10 protein-coding genes, 1 pseudogene and 1 riboswitch are annotated in these 17,957 nt (G+C 61.8%); of the genes and pseudogenes, 5 read left to right on the top strand and 6 right to left on the bottom strand.

Annotated elements, in window-relative coordinates; all coding sequences use genetic code 11:
* The first annotated feature begins 261 nt into the window (after positions 1–261).
* Together EDD25_RS17225 and EDD25_RS17220 are read left to right on the top strand one after the other, a co-directional pair.
* Positions 262–3,276, top strand: a complete 3,015-nt coding sequence (locus tag EDD25_RS17225) for a Tn3 family transposase (protein ID WP_134175794.1) — start codon at positions 262–264, stop codon at positions 3,274–3,276.
* 63 nt (positions 3,277–3,339) lie between these two features.
* Positions 3,340–4,161, top strand: coding sequence for a transposase (locus EDD25_RS17220; protein WP_134175792.1), 822 nt, complete (start codon positions 3,340–3,342; stop codon positions 4,159–4,161).
* A 224-nt stretch (positions 4,162–4,385) separates the two neighbouring features.
* Here the strand turns inward: EDD25_RS17220 and EDD25_RS17215 are convergent, their stop codons facing one another.
* Positions 4,386–5,672, bottom strand: a complete 1,287-nt coding sequence (locus EDD25_RS17215) for an IS256 family transposase (RefSeq protein ID WP_134175782.1) — start codon at positions 5,670–5,672, stop codon at positions 4,386–4,388.
* Positions 5,673–5,872: 200 nt separating this feature from the next.
* Here EDD25_RS17215 and EDD25_RS17210 point away from each other — a divergent pair, with 200 nt between their 5' ends.
* On the top strand, positions 5,873–7,483 hold the full coding sequence (locus EDD25_RS17210; RefSeq protein WP_241986259.1) for a hypothetical protein: 1,611 nt from the start codon (positions 5,873–5,875) through the stop codon (positions 7,481–7,483).
* Between the two features lie 440 nt (positions 7,484–7,923).
* Here EDD25_RS17210 and EDD25_RS17205 read toward each other — a convergent pair whose 3' ends face one another.
* The 4 genes and pseudogenes from EDD25_RS17205 to EDD25_RS17190 form a co-directional block, all read right to left on the bottom strand.
* Positions 7,924–8,694: an ATP-binding protein gene (locus tag EDD25_RS17205; protein ID WP_134172691.1), complete on the bottom strand. Its 771-nt coding sequence runs from the start codon at positions 8,692–8,694 to the stop codon at positions 7,924–7,926.
* Complete coding sequence (gene istA / locus EDD25_RS17200) at positions 8,691–10,280, bottom strand: IS21 family transposase (RefSeq protein ID WP_134172690.1); 1,590 nt, start codon at positions 10,278–10,280, stop codon at positions 8,691–8,693. The genes EDD25_RS17205 and istA overlap by 4 nt, the downstream gene beginning before the upstream one ends.
* Before the next feature lie 423 nt (positions 10,281–10,703).
* Positions 10,704–10,964, bottom strand: a pseudogene (locus tag EDD25_RS17195) (transposase); the annotation flags it as partial.
* A 136-nt stretch (positions 10,965–11,100) separates the two neighbouring features.
* Positions 11,101–13,785, bottom strand: a complete 2,685-nt coding sequence (locus EDD25_RS17190) for a cation-translocating P-type ATPase (RefSeq protein WP_134175788.1) — start codon at positions 13,783–13,785, stop codon at positions 11,101–11,103.
* Between the two features lie 482 nt (positions 13,786–14,267).
* Here EDD25_RS17190 and EDD25_RS17185 point away from each other — a divergent pair, with 482 nt between their 5' ends.
* Both EDD25_RS17185 and EDD25_RS17180 read left to right on the top strand, forming a co-directional pair.
* Positions 14,268–15,251, top strand: a complete 984-nt coding sequence (locus EDD25_RS17185) for a type IV toxin-antitoxin system AbiEi family antitoxin domain-containing protein (RefSeq protein WP_134175786.1) — start codon at positions 14,268–14,270, stop codon at positions 15,249–15,251.
* Positions 15,248–16,171, top strand: coding sequence for a nucleotidyl transferase AbiEii/AbiGii toxin family protein (locus EDD25_RS17180; protein WP_134175784.1), 924 nt, complete (start codon positions 15,248–15,250; stop codon positions 16,169–16,171). The genes EDD25_RS17185 and EDD25_RS17180 overlap by 4 nt, the downstream gene beginning before the upstream one ends.
* A 61-nt stretch (positions 16,172–16,232) precedes the next feature.
* Here the strand turns inward: EDD25_RS17180 and EDD25_RS17175 are convergent, their stop codons facing one another.
* Positions 16,233–17,519, bottom strand: coding sequence for an IS256 family transposase (locus EDD25_RS17175; protein WP_134175782.1), 1,287 nt, complete (start codon positions 17,517–17,519; stop codon positions 16,233–16,235).
* A 335-nt stretch (positions 17,520–17,854) separates the two neighbouring features.
* Positions 17,855–17,957, top strand: a riboswitch (TPP riboswitch).

Here is a 17,957-nt window from a genome sequence, read left to right as displayed (position 1 = left end):
ATCGAATACGTACTAATGCTACGTTTGTCTCCATGAGCCCTCGACCTGGACCACCCAAAGCGGCACTTTGTCGCGAGTTCATACCGGATGGCTATCTTGAAGCCCTGTCCCACCGAGCAGGTCTCTCACCATCACCGATCTCACGAAAGCCCGCATCATCACGACCCACCAGATCGTCATCGCCAACGGCCGCTCCCGGGGTCTGAGGAGGATCGGCACGGGAATTCACGCTAAGAGGCTGGTGACTGTTGAATTGGTGGCATGGCGGTTGATTTTCTAAGTGATGAGCAGGCCGCCGGGTTCGGCCGATTCCCTGATGAGGTATCGCGGGAGGACCTGGAGCGCTCTTGTTGGTTGGACGATGCCGATCTGTTGGTGGCCCGCCGCCGCCGAGGGATGCACAACCGTCTTGGATTCGCTGTTCAGCTGGCCACGGTACGTGTAGTAGGCCGGTTCCTGACGGATCCGCTGGTTGTCCCTTGGCCAGTGGTGGAATCCCTGGCCGGGCAGCTGGGCATTGCGGATGCTTCCGCTTTCAAGCTTTACGCGCAGCGGGGCCAGACCGGTTACGAACATGCTGCGGAGATCTCTGCCGTTTACGGGTACGTCGACCTCGCTGATCCGGTCATGTACGAGGAGCTGAGGCTGTTCCTGTCGGCCCGGGCGTGGTCGTCGTCGGAGGGGCCGGTGCGCTTGTTTGAACGGGCGGCTCTCTGGCTGCGTGAGCGGAAGGTCCTTCTTCCTGGCGTATCCACGTTGACGCGTTTGGTTGCAGAGGTTCGTGCTGGCGAGAATGACCGGCTCTATTCTGTGCTGATTGACGCGGCCGGGCCCGCCTTGATCCAGGAGTTGGAGGCGTTGCTTCGTGTCGAGGACGGTTCCAGGCTGACGGCGTGGGAAAGACTGCGGACAGGGCCCTCGCGGGTCTCGGTGCCGGAGCTGCTGCGGCAGTTGGACCGGCTGACACGCCTACAGGCCTTGGGTGCGGGGACCATCGATGTGGAGACGGTACCCGCGGGCCGGATGAATGCCCTGGCTCGCTACGGGTTGGCGGGGAAGGCATCAGCGCTGCAGGGGTTGTCGGGTCAACGCCGGGGTGCGACGCTGCTGTGTGCGGTGCGGGCATTGACGTCCGAGGTCGCTGATGATTTGTGTGATGCCCTCGATGCCATCGTCACTGAACGCGTGGTCCGTAAGGCGGCTAGGGAATCCACGGCGGCCCGGTTGAAGTCTCTGCCCCGTTTGTCGAAGGCGTCGCTGCAGCTGGCACAGGCTGCGAAAACACTGGTTGAGGTCCTGGGCAATACGGAATATTCCAGCGCAGGGGCCGCCTCGGTGCTTGCCGAACAGGTTTCGTTTCCCGAGTTGCGTGCTGCGATCGACGTGGTCACTGAATTGGTGAATCCGGACGGCAGTGAGGGTGATACCGCGGCCGAGATGATGCGCCGGTTCACCACAGTGCGGTCCTTCCTGCCGGCGTTGGCATCGGCGAAACTCTTTGGGGCCACCGCAGGCGGGGACCCAACATCGGCCGCCCTGGGCGCGTTGCCGGACGTTTTGGACGGCCGTAAAACCGATCCAAGCCAGGTTGATCTGTCCGTACTGTCACCGGCCTGGCAACGCCTGATCGAGGCTGCAGGAGAGATCGATCGCAGGGCTTACACGGTGGCGGTGATGGACGCTGTTCATAAGGCACTGCGGCGCAGGGACATTTTCGTTGTGGGCGGGCGCCGTTGGGGAGACCCCCGAGCACGGTTGCTGACCGACCCGGCGTGGCAGGAGACCAAGAACGAGACCTTGACGTCACTCCAACTGTCTGAAGAGCCCGCGGCCCACCTTGAGGGTGTCCGCCACAGCCTGGACGCCCGCTACCGGGCGGCGGCCGATCAGCTCGCCAATAACACTGCGGTAAGGATTGACGATGCCGGCAAGGTTCATCTTTCGCCCCTGGAGGCCAAAACAATACCCGAGTCCTTGACGCAGCTGCGGGGGCTGGTGTCGGCGATGCTGCCGCAAGTAGATCTGCCCGATGTGCTGTTGGAAGTTCATTCCTGGACGGGGTTCCTGTCAGAATTCAGCCACGTGTCTGAGGCCTCTGCACGGATGGACCAGCTCGCCGTTTCTGTCGCGGCCATCCTGGTGGCCGAGGCGTGCAACGTCGGCCTAACACCGGTGGTCAAAGACGGCCACCCCGCACTGACCCGTGGACGCCTGGCACACGTTGATCAACACTATGTGCGCGCCGACACGCTTCGCGCGGCCAACTCCCAGCTGGTTCAGGCCCAGTCCGCGCTTGGCCTTGCCCAGCGCTGGGGTACCGGCCTGCTGGCGTCCGTTGATGGGATGCGGTTCGTGGTGCCCGTTGCCACCGTCAACGCCGGGGCGAATCCGCGCTACTTCGGCCACGGCCGCGGCCTGACCTGGCTGAACTATCTCAACGACCAAGTGGCCGGCCTTGGTGCCGTTGTCGTCCCCGGAACGGTCCGCGATTCCCTCCACATTTTGGATGGGCTGCTCGATCTTGACGTCGGCCAACGCCCCGAGATGGTCGCCACCGATACGGCCTCCTACTCAGACCAGATCTTTGGGCTCTTCACCCTGCTCGGATACCGATTCTCACCGCGCCTGGCCGGGCTTCCCGACCAACGGTTCTGGCGCATCGGCACCACAGCAGACTACGGACAGCTGAACGCGGTAGCCGGCCGCAACCGAATCAACCTGGACCTCATCACGGCAAACTGGCCAGACATGCTCCGCCTTGCCGGATCCTTGACTGCCGGTACCGTGCGCGCCTCGGAAATTCTGCGAGTCACCCAGGGCGGCGGTGCACCAACCCTGCTCGGAAAAGCGTTGGCGGAGTACGGCAGAATAGCCAAAACCGAGCACCTGCTGGACTTCATCGATGTTGACGAGGGCTACCGCCAGCAAATTCATACCCAGTTGACACTGCAAGAATCCCGCCACGCCCTGGCCAGACTCGTTTTCCACGGCAGGAGAGGCCAGATACGGCAGTCCTACCGGGAAGGCCAAGAAGATCAGCTCGGAGCCCTTGGCCTGGTCCTGAACGCCGTCATCCTGTGGAATACCCGCTACCTGGACGCCGCACTCACCGAGCTCCGCGGCCGTGGTGCCAGTGTTGCCGATGAAGACGTGCGACGTCTTTCTCCGCTGGTCTCAGAACACATCAACATGCTGGGTCGCTACACCTTCACGGCAGACTCTACTGGAACGCAACTTCGGCCCTTCCCGAACGTCGAAGAGGACCGGGAGACCTGAACGAAGCGACATTGCTCTGAACGTAACCCTTCCCGTTGGGGGAAGGACAAACGCGACGACGAGTTGCCCCCGGAACTGGCCCGGCGGGAATCCCGCCTGGTCAAACTCGCCGAAGCGCGGGCCGCGTTAGAAGCTGACGCGGCCGCACGGGCCAAGAAAGACGCGGAAAAGAAGACCCGAGAGAAGGGCGATGACGACGAGGTGGTCGCGAAGAAAGGTGAGGATGCGGCGACGAACGCGGTCGTCGCTCCGAAGGCGCAACGCAACTTCACCGATCCGGACGCCCGCATCATGAAGACCGCCGACGGATCGTTTCACTACGCCTATAACGCGCAGGCCATCGTTGATCAGGATCACCAAGTCATCGTCGCCACAACGTTGACGAACATCGCCGTGGATGTTGAACAGGTCGTGCCGCTGATGAAGAAACTCCACGACACGGTCGGGGTTCTGCCCCGGCAGGTCCTGGCTGATGCGGGGTATTGTTCAGCAACGAACCTGGACTACGCGAAGGCCCTGCACACGGACACTGGTGGCGCGACGGAGTTTTTCATCGCGACCGGACGGGTGAAGCACGGTGAACGTGTTCCCGAGGTTCCGCGGGGTCGGATCCCCGGGAATGCGACGCTGCGAGAACGCATGGCCCGCAAACTCAAAACGAAGAGAGGGCGCACGGTTTATGCGCGGCGCAAAGCGATCGTGGAGCCCGTGTTCGGTCAGATTCACACCCGGCAAGGCAAATTCGTTCTGCTACGCGGCCTGGACCAAGCCGCCCACGAGTGGGACCTCCTCGCCGCCTGCCACAACCTGATGAAGCTACACAGCATGCAAACCCGAGCCCTCCTGGCCGCAAACACCCCGCTGACGCCCCGGCTGGGAACCTAAAGCACCGACCCCGCCCCGGCGGGCAGCCTCGCCCGACGGCGTCCGGCGCCCCTGGCCCTCTTTTCAGTCGGCCGCAAGCCCGCGATCCCTGGACCCCATCAACTCACACGATGACGTTCAGGCCGCCGCGCTGCCGGCACAGCCATCACGAACTGGGCCCCAACGCCGATTATGCGGCTACTGGCCCGGGTGTGTCTCGTTAACGGTGTTTCCGGCGTTTTTCATTAGTAGGATTCTGCGTTCGGCCAGCGGTCGTGGAAGGTGATGGCGAAGGCGTTGAGAGCTGGCTTCCAACGCATCGTCCAACGAGCTCGGCCCTCACCGGTGGGATCGAGACTTCGCGTGACCAGATACAAGCATTTTAGAGCGGCCTGCTCGGTGGGGAAATGCCCTCGAGCACGCACCGCCCGCCGGTACCGGGCATTGAGTGACTCGATCGCATTCGTGGAGCAGATCACTTGGCGGATCTCGGGGTCGTAGGACAGGAAAGGGGTGAATTCTTCCCATGCCGACTCCCATAACCGGATGATCGCACCGTATTTCTTCCCCCAGATCTCGGTCAGATCGTCCAATGCTGCCCGCGCGGCGTCGACGGTCGGAGCGGTGTAGATCGGTTTCACCGCTCGTTTCATCGCATCCCAATCCTTCTTCGAGGACAGCTTGAACGTGTTCCGAATGAGGTGAATGATGCACGTCTGCACCGTCGTCAACGGCCACACGTTCCCGACAACGTCCGGGAGCCCTTTTAACCCGTCACAGACCAGGAAGAACGTGTCGGTGACACCACGGTTCTTGATGTCGGTCAGGACAGACATCCAGAATTTGGCGCCTTCACCGCCGGTGCCGGCCCACAATCCCAGAATGTCTTTATCGCCGTCCAGGGTCACGCCGATGGCCGCGTAGATGGGCCGGTTGGCGACCTGCCCGTCCCGAATCTTCACCACGATCGCGTCGATGAAGATCGCCGCGTAGACGCCGTTCAAGGGGCGGGACTGCCACGTTTGCATCTCCTCGATCACCTTGTCCGTGATGCGAGAGATCGTCTCTTTGGAGACCTGCGCACCGTAGATCTGGTTGAAGTGCGCGCTGATCTCCCCGGTCGTGAGGCCGCGGGCATACAACGACAGCACAATCTCATCGACCCCGGTCAAGCGGCGTTGTCGTTTCGGCACGATCACCGGAGTGAACGTGCCGTCCCGGTCACGAGGCACCTGGATGGTCACCGGCCCCGTCGAGGGGCTGATCACCGTTTTGGGCCGGGTCCCGTTGCGCACGTTGGATTCGTCACGCTCGTCCGGGGCACGGTTCTTCTCATGACCGAGATGCTCAGTCATTTCCTCGTTCAGCGCCGTCTCCAGGAACGTTTTCGTGAACTGGCCCAGCAGCCCTTCAGGACCGTCCAGGGTCAGGCCCTGCTCCTTGGCCAGGCGCACCCATTCCTTCGCCGCCACCGCCTCACGGGTGGGCTCATTTTTCGTCTTCTTCGTCACAGCATCAAGTGTCGTCATCACGGCACCTTTCCCGCCAGACCCACGTCCAGCGCGTCAGGCCGGAAACACCGTTTAAGAGACAGTCCCACTGGCCCACGCTCCCAATGAGGTTGCTCCTCTGACCGCCGAGCGAGGTGGTGCCGTATCTGGGGTGGCGTGCGGTTCTGACGTGGAGGAGAGTTACTTGTCTAGCGCGTTCTTATCGTGAGGCGGTGGGTTCGATGGTCAATATCAACGAGGTCCTCGAGGGGCATGTGGCACTGGATATTGAGTGTCTTGATCGCATCTATTTGAACGGTTACGTTCCAATTCTCCAGGTCGGCGGGCAAGTGATCCGGTTCATGAAAGATCACTTAGGGAAGAATATTCCGTCGCCGGCGATCTTAGAGAAGATCGGAACCTCGTTTCGTCAGTCCGTCCGAGAATATGCGGAGCAGAACAATATTCCTGTGGTGCAGTTCAAGAGAGACGATCGAAAGATTGACGTTATGCGCCGCTACCTGACCGCGCAGGAGAGAACGGGCACCTCGGGTGTTGTCGCTATTGGGGTGGCGCAGGAGTACCAGAACGTGTTCGCCGCCTATGACAAGGGCGGCTCGCACGGCTTCCCGTGGTACTCATTCACGAAGGCTGATCGGAGGGTGACGTGTTACTACTTTTACCTGTGGGATAGAGATTTTGGTGGGTCCTTCATCAAGATCTGCTCCTACTTCCCGTATCCGATCAAAGTGTGGGTCAATGGTCACGAGTGGGCCAAGCGTCAGGCGATGCAGGCTGGTATCAGCTTCACCGCGCTGTCGAACGGGTTCGCGTCCTGTGATGATGCGCCTGCGTTGCAAGCTATCTGCGACCGACTCACCTCCACGGTCATCCAAGAATTCTTCGACCGGTGGATGAATATTCTTCCCGTGCCGTTGACGGAGTACGACCGAGAATTTGGTTACTGGTGGGAGTTATCGATGCGGCAGATTGAGACGTCCCGCACGATCGTCTTCGACGCGCCTCGCCACGCCCGAGGTTTCTTCGAATCCCTGGTCACCGACAATCTTGATCTGGGCCGGCCGGAGACCGTGGAATTACTATTCAAGGGTTACCCTCCCTGCTCCGGACACGGACGTCCCATCGTTAATCACGCTCCGTGCAGCACGAAAGTGGTCACGACCGACACGCAAGTCAGCATGAACGTGTTCTTCAAGCATTCTCGTATCAAGCAATACCTCAAGGACGGTCGAGCGCTCCGTATCGAGACCGTCATCAATTCTCCCAAGGATCTGAACTGCCTTCGGCGTTTGGAGCATCTGGAGGAATTACAACCGAAAGCGCGTGACATCAACAGTCGATTGCTTGATACTGAACGTGTCGGGCAGGGTTGTGTCCTTGCGAGCCCAGCCTTTGAGCGGGTCGCGTCCTCTTCGCTTACTGCGGACGGGAGAAGGACTCCAGCCATGAGATTCGGCGACCCTCGGGTCATGGCCCTGTTCGGCGCACTTTGTGTCAGCCTCACCGTCCTCGGATTCACCCATCGGAGCCTCCGTGCCCGAGTAATCCAACTCCTGGACACCGACTACACAACGCACCAGATGAGCTACGACCTCCACCGTCTGCGGACCAACGGTCTCATCCAACGCCGAGAACACAGCAACAGCTACAACCTCACGCCAGACGGTCTGCGCGTCGCCCTGTTTTACACCAAAGTTCATCGCCGTCTCTTACGACCCCTGCTCGCTGCGGATACCCCGCCCGCCCCGATCGAATTACGCCAGGCCTTGAAATCCATCGACCGAATCGTCAACGGATACATCATCGACGCACGCCTCGGAACCGCGGCCTAACTGACAAAACTCAGGCCGCTCGGAGAACTGGTCGTCTGAAAAACTAAAGACAAACGTCTAAGTTCTGGCCCCCAAGAAAGCTAGAGGGAACATCTAATGCCGCAGATTCGGGTCGAGACCGAATCTGTATCGGCCGTCCACGAGGGAACTCCAACGCGAGATACCGGGTGCTTCCGCTCGCTTCGAATGCTGCGTCTGACGGTCGCCCGTGACCTTCGAGATCGTCGCGTATCCGGGCGCATACCTCGATCTCACCCCCTGATAAGGTCCGGTAATGATCAAAGATCGGGCGCGCGAAAATATCACGAGAATGAGGACATTCGCCGTGGTACTTCCACTCTGACGAGTAGCCCCTGGCGGTAGCGCACGTCCGAGCACGTGGTAGCGCTGTTCTGACGAGGGGGTAGCGGCCCGAGCTTGGCGCCCGAGCCGCTCCGGTGTTACTCCCAGTAGCTCTTCTCGGCGCGGGCTTGGTCGTTTCGGTGCTGACGCATGTCGATCTGGCCGAGGTTGATGATGCGGGCGTTGTTGGCGAGGCGGTTCACGATTGAGTCCGCCGCGACGCGGTCGGGCAGCTCGGCGACCCAATGCGCGGGTCCGGTCTGCGAGGCGATCATCGTCGGCAGTCGGTGCTCCCGGTTCGCGAGGATCGCGAACAAGTCGCTGGCTGCGTCGCTGTCAACACCGACGGTCAGGAAATCATCAATGATCAGCAAATCGATGTTGGAGAGCTCGTTCAACAGTTTCTGATGCGCGATGCCGTCGCCGCGAGCGATGACGAGTCTCCGGGCGAGGTCGTCCATCCGGGAGTAGAGAACGGAGTGCTCACTGTGGCAAGCGCCGATGGCCAGCGCGCAGGCGAGGTAGGTTTTCCCGCCACCGGTAGGCGAGATGATGAGCAGGTTGGTCGCATCCAAGCGCCAGTCATGGGCGGCATAGCGCCGCATTCTGACGGCGGTGATGCCGCGTCCCTCGCGGTAGTCGACCTCAGCGACGGTGGCGCCAGGGATGGGGAGGGCTGCCTGGCGGATGAGTTTGTCGACCCGGCTGACGCGTCGGGATTCCAACGCGTCATCGACCGCAGTGAGGAACAGCTGCTCTGGCGTGAGGGTGTCGTTGGCTTCGTCTTGGATGAGTTCCTCCAGCCGGGTCGCGACGTGGGTTACGCGCAGTGCGCGGAACTTGTCATAGTCAACGCTGGTGAACGTCACTTTCCGTCCTCGTTTCGGGCGTAGTGGGAGGCGTCACGGACATAGACGTCCGTGACGGTGTCGCGGAACACGACAGTGCTGCTGCGTTTGCGTGTCGAGGCCGCCGGGGTCACCGGTCGGGGCTTTTTCACGTCACTATCAATGGCCGCCATCAACCGTTTCAGAGTGGAATACGTCGGATGGGCTTTGCGGTTGACGAGGTCTTGGCAGGCGGCCTCCAAGCGTTCTCGGTTGTTCTTGCCGAGGCCGTCGAGGATGTTCTGGCAGGACAGGTATCCTTGCGCTTCGATTGCTTGGCTGTCGAGGATCTGCTCGATCACCGTGACGGTCGCCGGCCCGGCGCTGCGCGCCCGGTCAATGAACCAGCGCCTAGACCACAACCCGTCGATATCGCGGTGCTGCGGCGGAACATGCTCGGGAAGAGTCGAGTACTGGCCCTTCCGACCTGTCAGCCTTGGGTGTTCGCAGATGCTGTCGTTGCCGTCGAAGATCGTCACCCGAGACGATGTCACCCGGACCCGCAGCAGCTTGCCCGCTAGGGCAAAGGGCACGGAATAGCGTTGCGTGTCCGCGGTGACGTGGTAGTTCCGGGCAGCTTTCAACTCTTTCCACTCGACGTCCTCGAACCCGATATCAGGCAGCGAGCCCAAAAGCTCGCGCTCTTCGGTGTCGAAGCGTTCCCACCGGGTGGTGTCGTCGGCGCGGCGAATGTCGTGGTTGATCTCTCGCACCCGTTCCTCGATTGCGGTGTTCAATTCGCTCAGGGTCGTGAAGACATCGTCTTCGAGATAGCCGATGACGCGTTTGTTGACGACGTTCACCGCATTCTCGGCTGATGCCTTGTCGCGCGGCTTTTTCGGTCTGGCCGGGACAATTGCTGTCTGATAGTGGTCAGCGAGTTGCTGATATCGGGCGTTCACGACCCGCTCCGCATCGCCTTGGTGGGTTCGGTGGGTCGACGTCGTCGGGTTGTCCGGCACGATGATCTGCGTGACGCCTCCAAAGAACGCGAATGCGTGAACGTGGGCGTCGAGCCAGGCGGGGGATTTCATATCCGCGTAGGCGCGGCAAAACATCAGCCCCGAAAACGGAAGCACCGCAACGAACAAGATGGCCCGGACCACTTCACCGGTGATGGTGTCGACGATGTCCATCGTGTCGCCGGCCCAGTCCACCAACATCGCCCGTCCCGGCTCGTGGCGGAGCACCGCGACGAGATCGTGGGTGCGAAGATAACCGGTGAACAGGGCGCAGAACTGCGAGTACCCGTACTTCTTGCCCGCATCTGTGGTGTCGACGTAGCGGCGCCAGGCCAGCAGCAACGTGAAGTGCCGGTTTGCTTTCATCGCCGCCAGCACCCGTGCCAGGTCGGGTTGGTCGTACTCGTCTGAGACTTTCCGACGCCCGTCGGGGAACCATTCCGCCAACTCGGTATCACTCACCGTAACGGTCGCGGTCAGGCCCCGAGCCTCGACCTCCTGCCGCACCCGAGCCACGTCGCGATGCGAGCACCCCACGATCTCGACGACGTCGCGGTAGCTGCGCCCCTCGAGCAGCAACCCCAATATTTTCCGATAATCCGCCATGACCCGCCCTTAACAATGGAAGGACAACGCCTTGCGCGTTGTCCTTCCACAGCAGAGCAGATTGGCAGCATCAGCGCTACCGTGTTCCCGGAATCTTGCTACCGTGTCGTCGGACTAGTGCTACCTTCAAGGGCTACTCGCCACACTCATCGCTGCTCTTCTGGGTGCGGCAATAGGAGCAGGGGGCGCGGTCGGAGGCGCGTACGTATCAGCCGGCCTTCAAGCAGACAACGCACGGAACGATCAGCTGCTGAATCAGCGTGAAGCGGTCTACAAGACGTTCTTGATCAACAGCAATGCTTTCGCAAATGCGTCCGGAGCCCTCACCAAGTACCAAGAGGCGGGCCATAGCGCGGCCGACATTGAAGCAAATTTCATACTGATTAATGACTTTAGAAATGGCTCTCCTGACATAACCTTGGGTTAATTCCTGCCTGGGAGCCCCGGCCGGTGCCCGCCGAGGCTGAGCATGGCGAGGGCGATGCGGGCGTCGGGTGATTTAAAACCAAACGCGATGCGGGTGATGAGTCTGATCTTGGTGTTCATGGATTCGATGCGTCCGTTGGAGAGTCCGTGTTCGATGGAGGCGAGGATCGCGGCGCGGTGTTTGACGATGCTGCGTTGGAGTTTCACGAACGCGGGGATCCGGCAGCGCCTCGCCCAGGCGACCCATTTGTCGAGGGCTATCGTGGTGTCGCGGGTTCAATTCCCGCTCCCGCTACAGAAGGCCCGGAATGTCTCAGGCTTCCGGGCCTTTTCCTTAAACGCGGCTCAGGCCAGTGGCTGAGGGGCCGTGCTTGCCAGGGTCAGCGGTGCAGGATTACGCCCGGGCCTCGTGGCGGTGCGACCAACGGCGCACGGCCTTCTCCGCCTCAACGATGATCAACACGGTTGACCCGACGCCGATGCACAGCAGCCAGTCCCACACCGTCAATGGCGTGAGCCCCAGGATATCCGCCGAGACAGGCCAGGTCATCACGGCCCAGTGTGCGACCAGAGCGCCCAAAGACGTGTAGAGCAGTGGTTTATTAGCGAACAACCGGAGCTGGAAAAGGGACTTGTGTTCCGCGCGGGAGCTGAACACCTGAAAGAAGCTGAGCATCACGAAGATGGTGAGTGCGAGGGTACGGGCATGGACCTCCGGGTATCCCGCGTGCAGCTCCAGGATAAAGCTCAGGAGCACGGCCAGCGCCATCCACGCTCCCGTGATCCCCGCTCGAAACCAGAGCGTGCGGGAGAGGAGTCCCTCGGAACGAGGCCGGGGAGGGCGGGTGAGTTCGTCTCCTTCCGCCGGTTCGAAAGCCAGAGCGATGTCCTGGACGCCGTTGGTCACCACGTTCATCCACAGCATCTGCACCGGAAGGAACAACAGTGGAGTTCCGGCGAACACGCTGAGGGTGACGGCCACGAGGGCGGCAGCGCCGGTGGAGAGCAGGAAGAAGGTGGTTTTTCGGATGGCGGCGAAGGTGACCCTGCCTTCTTCGACGGCATGCACGATGGTGACGAAGTTGTCGTCGGTCAGCACCAGGTCCGCGGCCTCGCGGGCGACGTCGGTCCCCGACCGGCCCATGGCCACTCCGATCGCCGCTGCCTTCAGCGCCGGGGCATCGTTGACACCGTCACCCGTGACGGCCACGATCTGACCGGTGCTTTGCAGGACCCTGACGATCCGGAGCTTGTCCTCGGGGGACACCCGGGCCGCCACGTTGGTTTCCGCCAGGCGTGCGGACAGCATATGGTCGTCCAGGCCGGCCATTTCGGCCCCGGTCAGTGCCTGTTTTCCGGATGCCAGGCCCAACCGCTCGGCGATGGCCGTCGCGGTCACCGGGTGGTCCCCGGTGATCATCTTGACCGTGATTCCGGCCTGCTGGCATTGACGGATGGCCTCGGCCACGCCGTCCCGCGGCGGGTCGGTCATGCCTTGCATCCCCAGGAAGGTGAGTCCGGACGGCGGCGGCAAGGGCTGGTCCAATTCCTCGTCATCTCCAAGGACCCGGGAGCCGGTGGCAATGACACGCAGGCCTTCCGCCCCCATCTCCACATTGGCGGCGTGGATCAGAGACTCGTCGAGAGGCCCGGCGCCTTCCGCTTGCGCCATGGCTATGGACGCGTCCATGATGGCCTCCGGGGAGCCCTTGACGTAGAGGATCCGGCGACCGTCGCCGTTGAGGTGGATAGTCTGGGAGTACCGCAGCTGGGGCTCATAGGGTTGGTGTGCAACCGCCGGGGTGGTGCGTTCGTGTACGCTGACGGCCCCTCGGTCGACGGCGACCCTGGCCATGGCGGCATCGACGGCGTCGCCCGAGTACTCGGTGCTTCCGTCCTCCGCAGAGAGTGTTGCCTCATTGGTCAGGGCGCCTGCTCGAAGTACGGCGCGGACAGCTGCCGGGTCGGCCGTTCCGCCATCGTCCTCCTCAGAAACGATGTTGAGCTGACCATAGGTGGTCCAGACCCGCTCCACAGTCAGTTGGTTTTCGGTCAAGGTCCCAGTCTTGTCTGAGCCGATCACATTGGTTGATCCGAGGGTCTCGACGGCGGGGAGGATGCGGATGATCGCGTTACGTTTCGCCATGCGGGAGACACCGACACTGAGGGCTACCGTCAGAACGATGGGCAGCGACTCGGGAATCGTGGCGACGGCCAGGGCGACGGCCGTGCGGAACATTGTCGCCGCGTCGTTGCCGAGAGCGAGGCCCGCAACGAAGATGAAAACGACGGCGGCCAGCACGGCCGCGCCGATGCGCCGCTCCAGACTGTGGATCAGGAGCTGCAGCGGCGTCTGTGACGACGGCACCTGGACGAGTGTGTTGATTTCACCCAGCGCGGTGTCGGCACCTGTGGCGATGACGACCCCTCGTCCTCGACCGCTGCCCACGAACGTGCCGCTGAATGCAACATTGGTTTTGTCCGCGTCGATGACGTCCGCGGCAAGCCGATCGGTGTTCTTGGTCGCCGCGAATGATTCGCCGGTGAGCATGGACTCGTCCACCTGCAGCGCGTTGGCGGCGACGAGGCGGAGATCGGCGGGAATGCGTTCACCGCTCTCGAGTAGAACGACGTCACCGGGAACGAGGTCGCGTCCCGGGATCACCCGTTCCGCGCCGTCGCGCATGACTCGACAGTAGGGCGCGGAGAAGGATTGCAGAGCTCTCACGTCTCGCTCTGCCTTGCTTTCCTGCATGAAACCCAGTGAGGCATTGAGGGTCAGGATCAGCATGATGGCGATGGCGTCTACCCGATGCGACTGGAGGAGGCTGACGATGGCAGCAACCAACAGGATTGTGATCAGCGGGCTGATGAACTGGCGCAGCAATACTCGCCACCAGGGGGTGGGCGGGGTGACGGCCAACTCGTTCGCTCCGACGTCCGCCAGCCGACGTTCGGCCTCGGCGCTGCTCAACCCGATCGGGTCGGACGAGAGGGTCGCAAACACGGCGTCCGGGGTAAGGCTGTGCCACAGTGGTGGCGTCTCCGGCGTCCTGGATGGTGTGCGCGGGGTTTTCACAATCCCAGTCTCGATTCTTTCCGGCCGCTTCTCAAGGGCCTTTTTCCATGACTAGGCCTGATTGACGGCCATTCAGCTTTAGCCTCAATACCGTTCAGTTAAGCATTTTGATGGTAATGTGCGCTTCGTGCTGAGGTTGTGGCCATCGGCTGTGGTGTTCTCGTTTAGCCTTAGAAATGCTCGATACGACTTCAGAGGTGCGCTCAACGACGTTTTCGTCTACGGAACCGACCGTTCGTGGGCGGCCGGGGAACTACTCATAGACACGCTTCCCGACACCATGGGGCAAGAGACTGACTTTGACTACCGCCCTGAGGCTTACAACGCGGCCTACAAGGAGTTTCAGACCGTCTTCTGTTCGGAGGCACAGCCGGATCGAAAGGACTGTCCTCCTGGAAGCTAACCCTCAAGGAATCCGCACTCAGGGCACTCTATCGCACCCATATTGCTTGGAAAGCATACGCAAACTATACTTTTCAAGTATGAGCATTGTTGTTGAACCGATCCTTGAGGAACTGGCGGCTGGTCAGTGGGGTCTATTCACGACGGCTCAGGCGAAGGCTCGGGGCGTGACTCGCGCCAATCTCTCGCATCGGGAACGAGACGGGCGTCTTGAGCGTCTCGCTCACGGCGTGTACCGGCTCGGGGGAGTGCCGGTCACTTCTCTGGACGATCTGCGCGCCGCCTGGATGTCAACCGAACCAAACATGCTGGCGTGGGAGCGGGTCAGCACCCCGCAGGTCGTGGTGGGCGGGGCCGCCGCGGCAGCCGTGCATGAATGCGGCGACATCAAGCCGGTCCCGTACCGTCTGATCACCCGTGAGCGACGCCAAACTCAACGAACTGACATTAGCTACAGCCGGCGCAAGCTGGATTCCAGCGACGTTGTGGTTCTCGGGGGGCTCCCGGTGACGAGCATCGAGCGCACGGTCGCTGACCTCGTCGACGAGGTCGGCGACCTGTCTCTGGTCGGCGACGTACTGGCCGACGCGACCCGGGGGGAACGAGCGGTCGATCTCGAACGCCTCGGCCTTCTGCTGGCCCCGTCCGCGGCACGATACGGCCACCCTCGAGGCGACGGCGCGGCACTACTGGAACAACTCCGCCGGAGCGCGGGAATCGACGATGTCGCCGCAGCCCGTGCGCTCGTGCAGCGGCCGGCTATTGGCGCCGCCCTGGAGGCAATCGTCAGCCGGGAAGTCGCGGAACAGCTGAGAACCATCGTCGCCCGCCTCCAGCCCCAACTGCTCGGGAGCGCCGAGCTGCGCGAGCACATCGAGCGGATGTTCACACCGGCGCTCACGGAGCAGAGTCATCTGGTCTCCGAAATCGCGGACACCGTGCTCGCGCCCGTCCTGCACCGTCATCGCGAGCAGATGGACCAGCTCGCGAAAACCATTGCAGCGCAGCTATCGACGCCCACGCGCCGCCGGAGAACCGGCCAGCGAGAAGGGAAAGAACAATGATCGCTAACGAGCCCTACCCGGATGGGCGTGCAGTGCTGTCCGCGATCACGGAGCAGGCCCGCGCAGCGCACCGGAGCGGCGTCGGTTCCTCGGTCCAGAGCCTCGTCGAACTGGCTATTTTCGATCGCTTTCTCTGCCGGGTGTTCTCTCAGGACGGTTGCCCCTTTGCGCTGAAGGGAGGCACGAGCATGCTCGCCCGGCTTCCCCTATCGCGAAGCACGACCGACGTGGACCTCGAGACGGCAGAGATGAGTATCGACGCCGCCATCGCGCAGCTGACCTGGGCAGCCAGCATCGACCTCGGCGATCATTTCGAGTTCCGATATGTCAGTCACCGCGACACCGGCGGCCCCACACAGCCTGAACTCCACGCAGCGGCCATCACGTTCAGCGTCACCGTTCGAGGCGCAGGCACCCGGAACCCCCTCAGAGTCGACCTGACCATCCACAATCGCACACCCGCCGCACCACTGGACATCATCACTCCCGCATTCAGGCTCGGCATGTCACGTCTGGGACCGACCGTGGCATATCAGGCGATCGCGGTCGAGGACCAGATCGCCGACAAGGTGTGCGCGACCCTGTCCATCTACGGTGGCCAGGCCTCGACCCGATCCAAAGACCTCGTCGATCTGGCCATCATCACTACAACGATGCGAATCGACGCACGCCAACTCCGCATCAGTGTCCACACCGAAGCGCACCACCGACACCTGGCCCCATTCACAACAATCTCAGTGCCACGCGCCATGACCGACGGATACCGCAAAGTCGCCAAGACCGTCCCCTTGCTGAGTGACTTCCTCGACCCGGAAGATGCCATCTCCCTGATCAACACGATGCTGCAGCCAGCCCTCAGCGCCGACATCGAGGACGGCCATTGGGAACCAGCGCAACAACAATGGGTCCGCCCGAGCTAACCGGTTCAAGACCCGCGACGGAGCGGGTGTGTCTCGTTAACGGTGTTTCCGGCGTTTTTCATTAGTAGGATTCTGCGTTCGGCCAGCGGTCGTGGAAGGTGATGGCGAAGGCGTTGAGAGCTGGCTTCCAACGCATCGTCCAACGAGCTCGGCCCTCACCGGTGGGATCGAGACTTCGCGTGACCAGATACAAGCATTTTAGAGCGGCCTGCTCGGTGGGGAAATGCCCTCGAGCACGCACCGCCCGCCGGTACCGGGCATTGAGTGACTCGATCGCATTCGTGGAGCAGATCACTTGGCGGATCTCGGGGTCGTAGGACAGGAAAGGGGTGAATTCTTCCCATGCCGACTCCCATAACCGGATGATCGCACCGTATTTCTTCCCCCAGATCTCGGTCAGATCGTCCAATGCTGCCCGCGCGGCGTCGACGGTCGGAGCGGTGTAGATCGGTTTCACCGCTCGTTTCATCGCATCCCAATCCTTCTTCGAGGACAGCTTGAACGTGTTCCGAATGAGGTGAATGATGCACGTCTGCACCGTCGTCAACGGCCACACGTTCCCGACAACGTCCGGGAGCCCTTTTAACCCGTCACAGACCAGGAAGAACGTGTCGGTGACACCACGGTTCTTGATGTCGGTCAGGACAGACATCCAGAATTTGGCGCCTTCACCGCCGGTGCCGGCCCACAATCCCAGAATGTCTTTATCGCCGTCCAGGGTCACGCCGATGGCCGCGTAGATGGGCCGGTTGGCGACCTGCCCGTCCCGAATCTTCACCACGATCGCGTCGATGAAGATCGCCGCGTAGACGCCGTTCAAGGGGCGGGACTGCCACGTTTGCATCTCCTCGATCACCTTGTCCGTGATGCGAGAGATCGTCTCTTTGGAGACCTGCGCACCGTAGATCTGGTTGAAGTGCGCGCTGATCTCCCCGGTCGTGAGGCCGCGGGCATACAACGACAGCACAATCTCATCGACCCCGGTCAAGCGGCGTTGTCGTTTCGGCACGATCACCGGAGTGAACGTGCCGTCCCGGTCACGAGGCACCTGGATGGTCACCGGCCCCGTCGAGGGGCTGATCACCGTTTTGGGCCGGGTCCCGTTGCGCACGTTGGATTCGTCACGCTCGTCCGGGGCACGGTTCTTCTCATGACCGAGATGCTCAGTCATTTCCTCGTTCAGCGCCGTCTCCAGGAACGTTTTCGTGAACTGGCCCAGCAGCCCTTCAGGACCGTCCAGGGTCAGGCCCTGCTCCTTGGCCAGGCGCACCCATTCCTTCGCCGCCACCGCCTCACGGGTGGGCTCATTTTTCGTCTTCTTCGTCACAGCATCAAGTGTCGTCATCACGGCACCTTTCCCGCCAGACCCACGTCCAGCGCGTCAGGCCGGAAACACCGTTTAAGAGACAGTCCCGACGGAGCAACACAGGGCGCGAAGCATGGTCAGTTGCGGGGCTGACTTTCCTTCACCAGGCGCGCCGGAGTCATCAGTCGGCGACGGGCGTGTACCGTTAGGCATCGGAGTCCCCCCACTCCAACGATTAGCCCCGGTTCTCATGTTCGTCTTCCTCAGGCGATACATGCCGGGGTTTTTTCGTTCGTTCCGGGGTCTGGCCCGTTGCGGAACAGTGGTGGCGCTAAGCGTTGGTCCGGAGTCGAAGAAGCCGGGGATCGGTATACGCTGTGAGTGACACGGGGTGCCCAGGCTGTATGACGCTGGGCTGAGATGACACCCGTTGAACCTGATCTAGTTCGAACTAGCGAAGGGATGTCAGTGGAGGCTTGC

This window comes from Cryobacterium psychrophilum (genome assembly GCF_004365915.1).
Classification (GTDB): Bacteria; Actinomycetota; Actinomycetes; order Actinomycetales; family Microbacteriaceae; genus Cryobacterium; species Cryobacterium psychrophilum.
The sequence above is the reverse complement of the archived record's forward strand: the minus strand, read 5'-3'. Positions and strand labels throughout refer to the sequence as shown.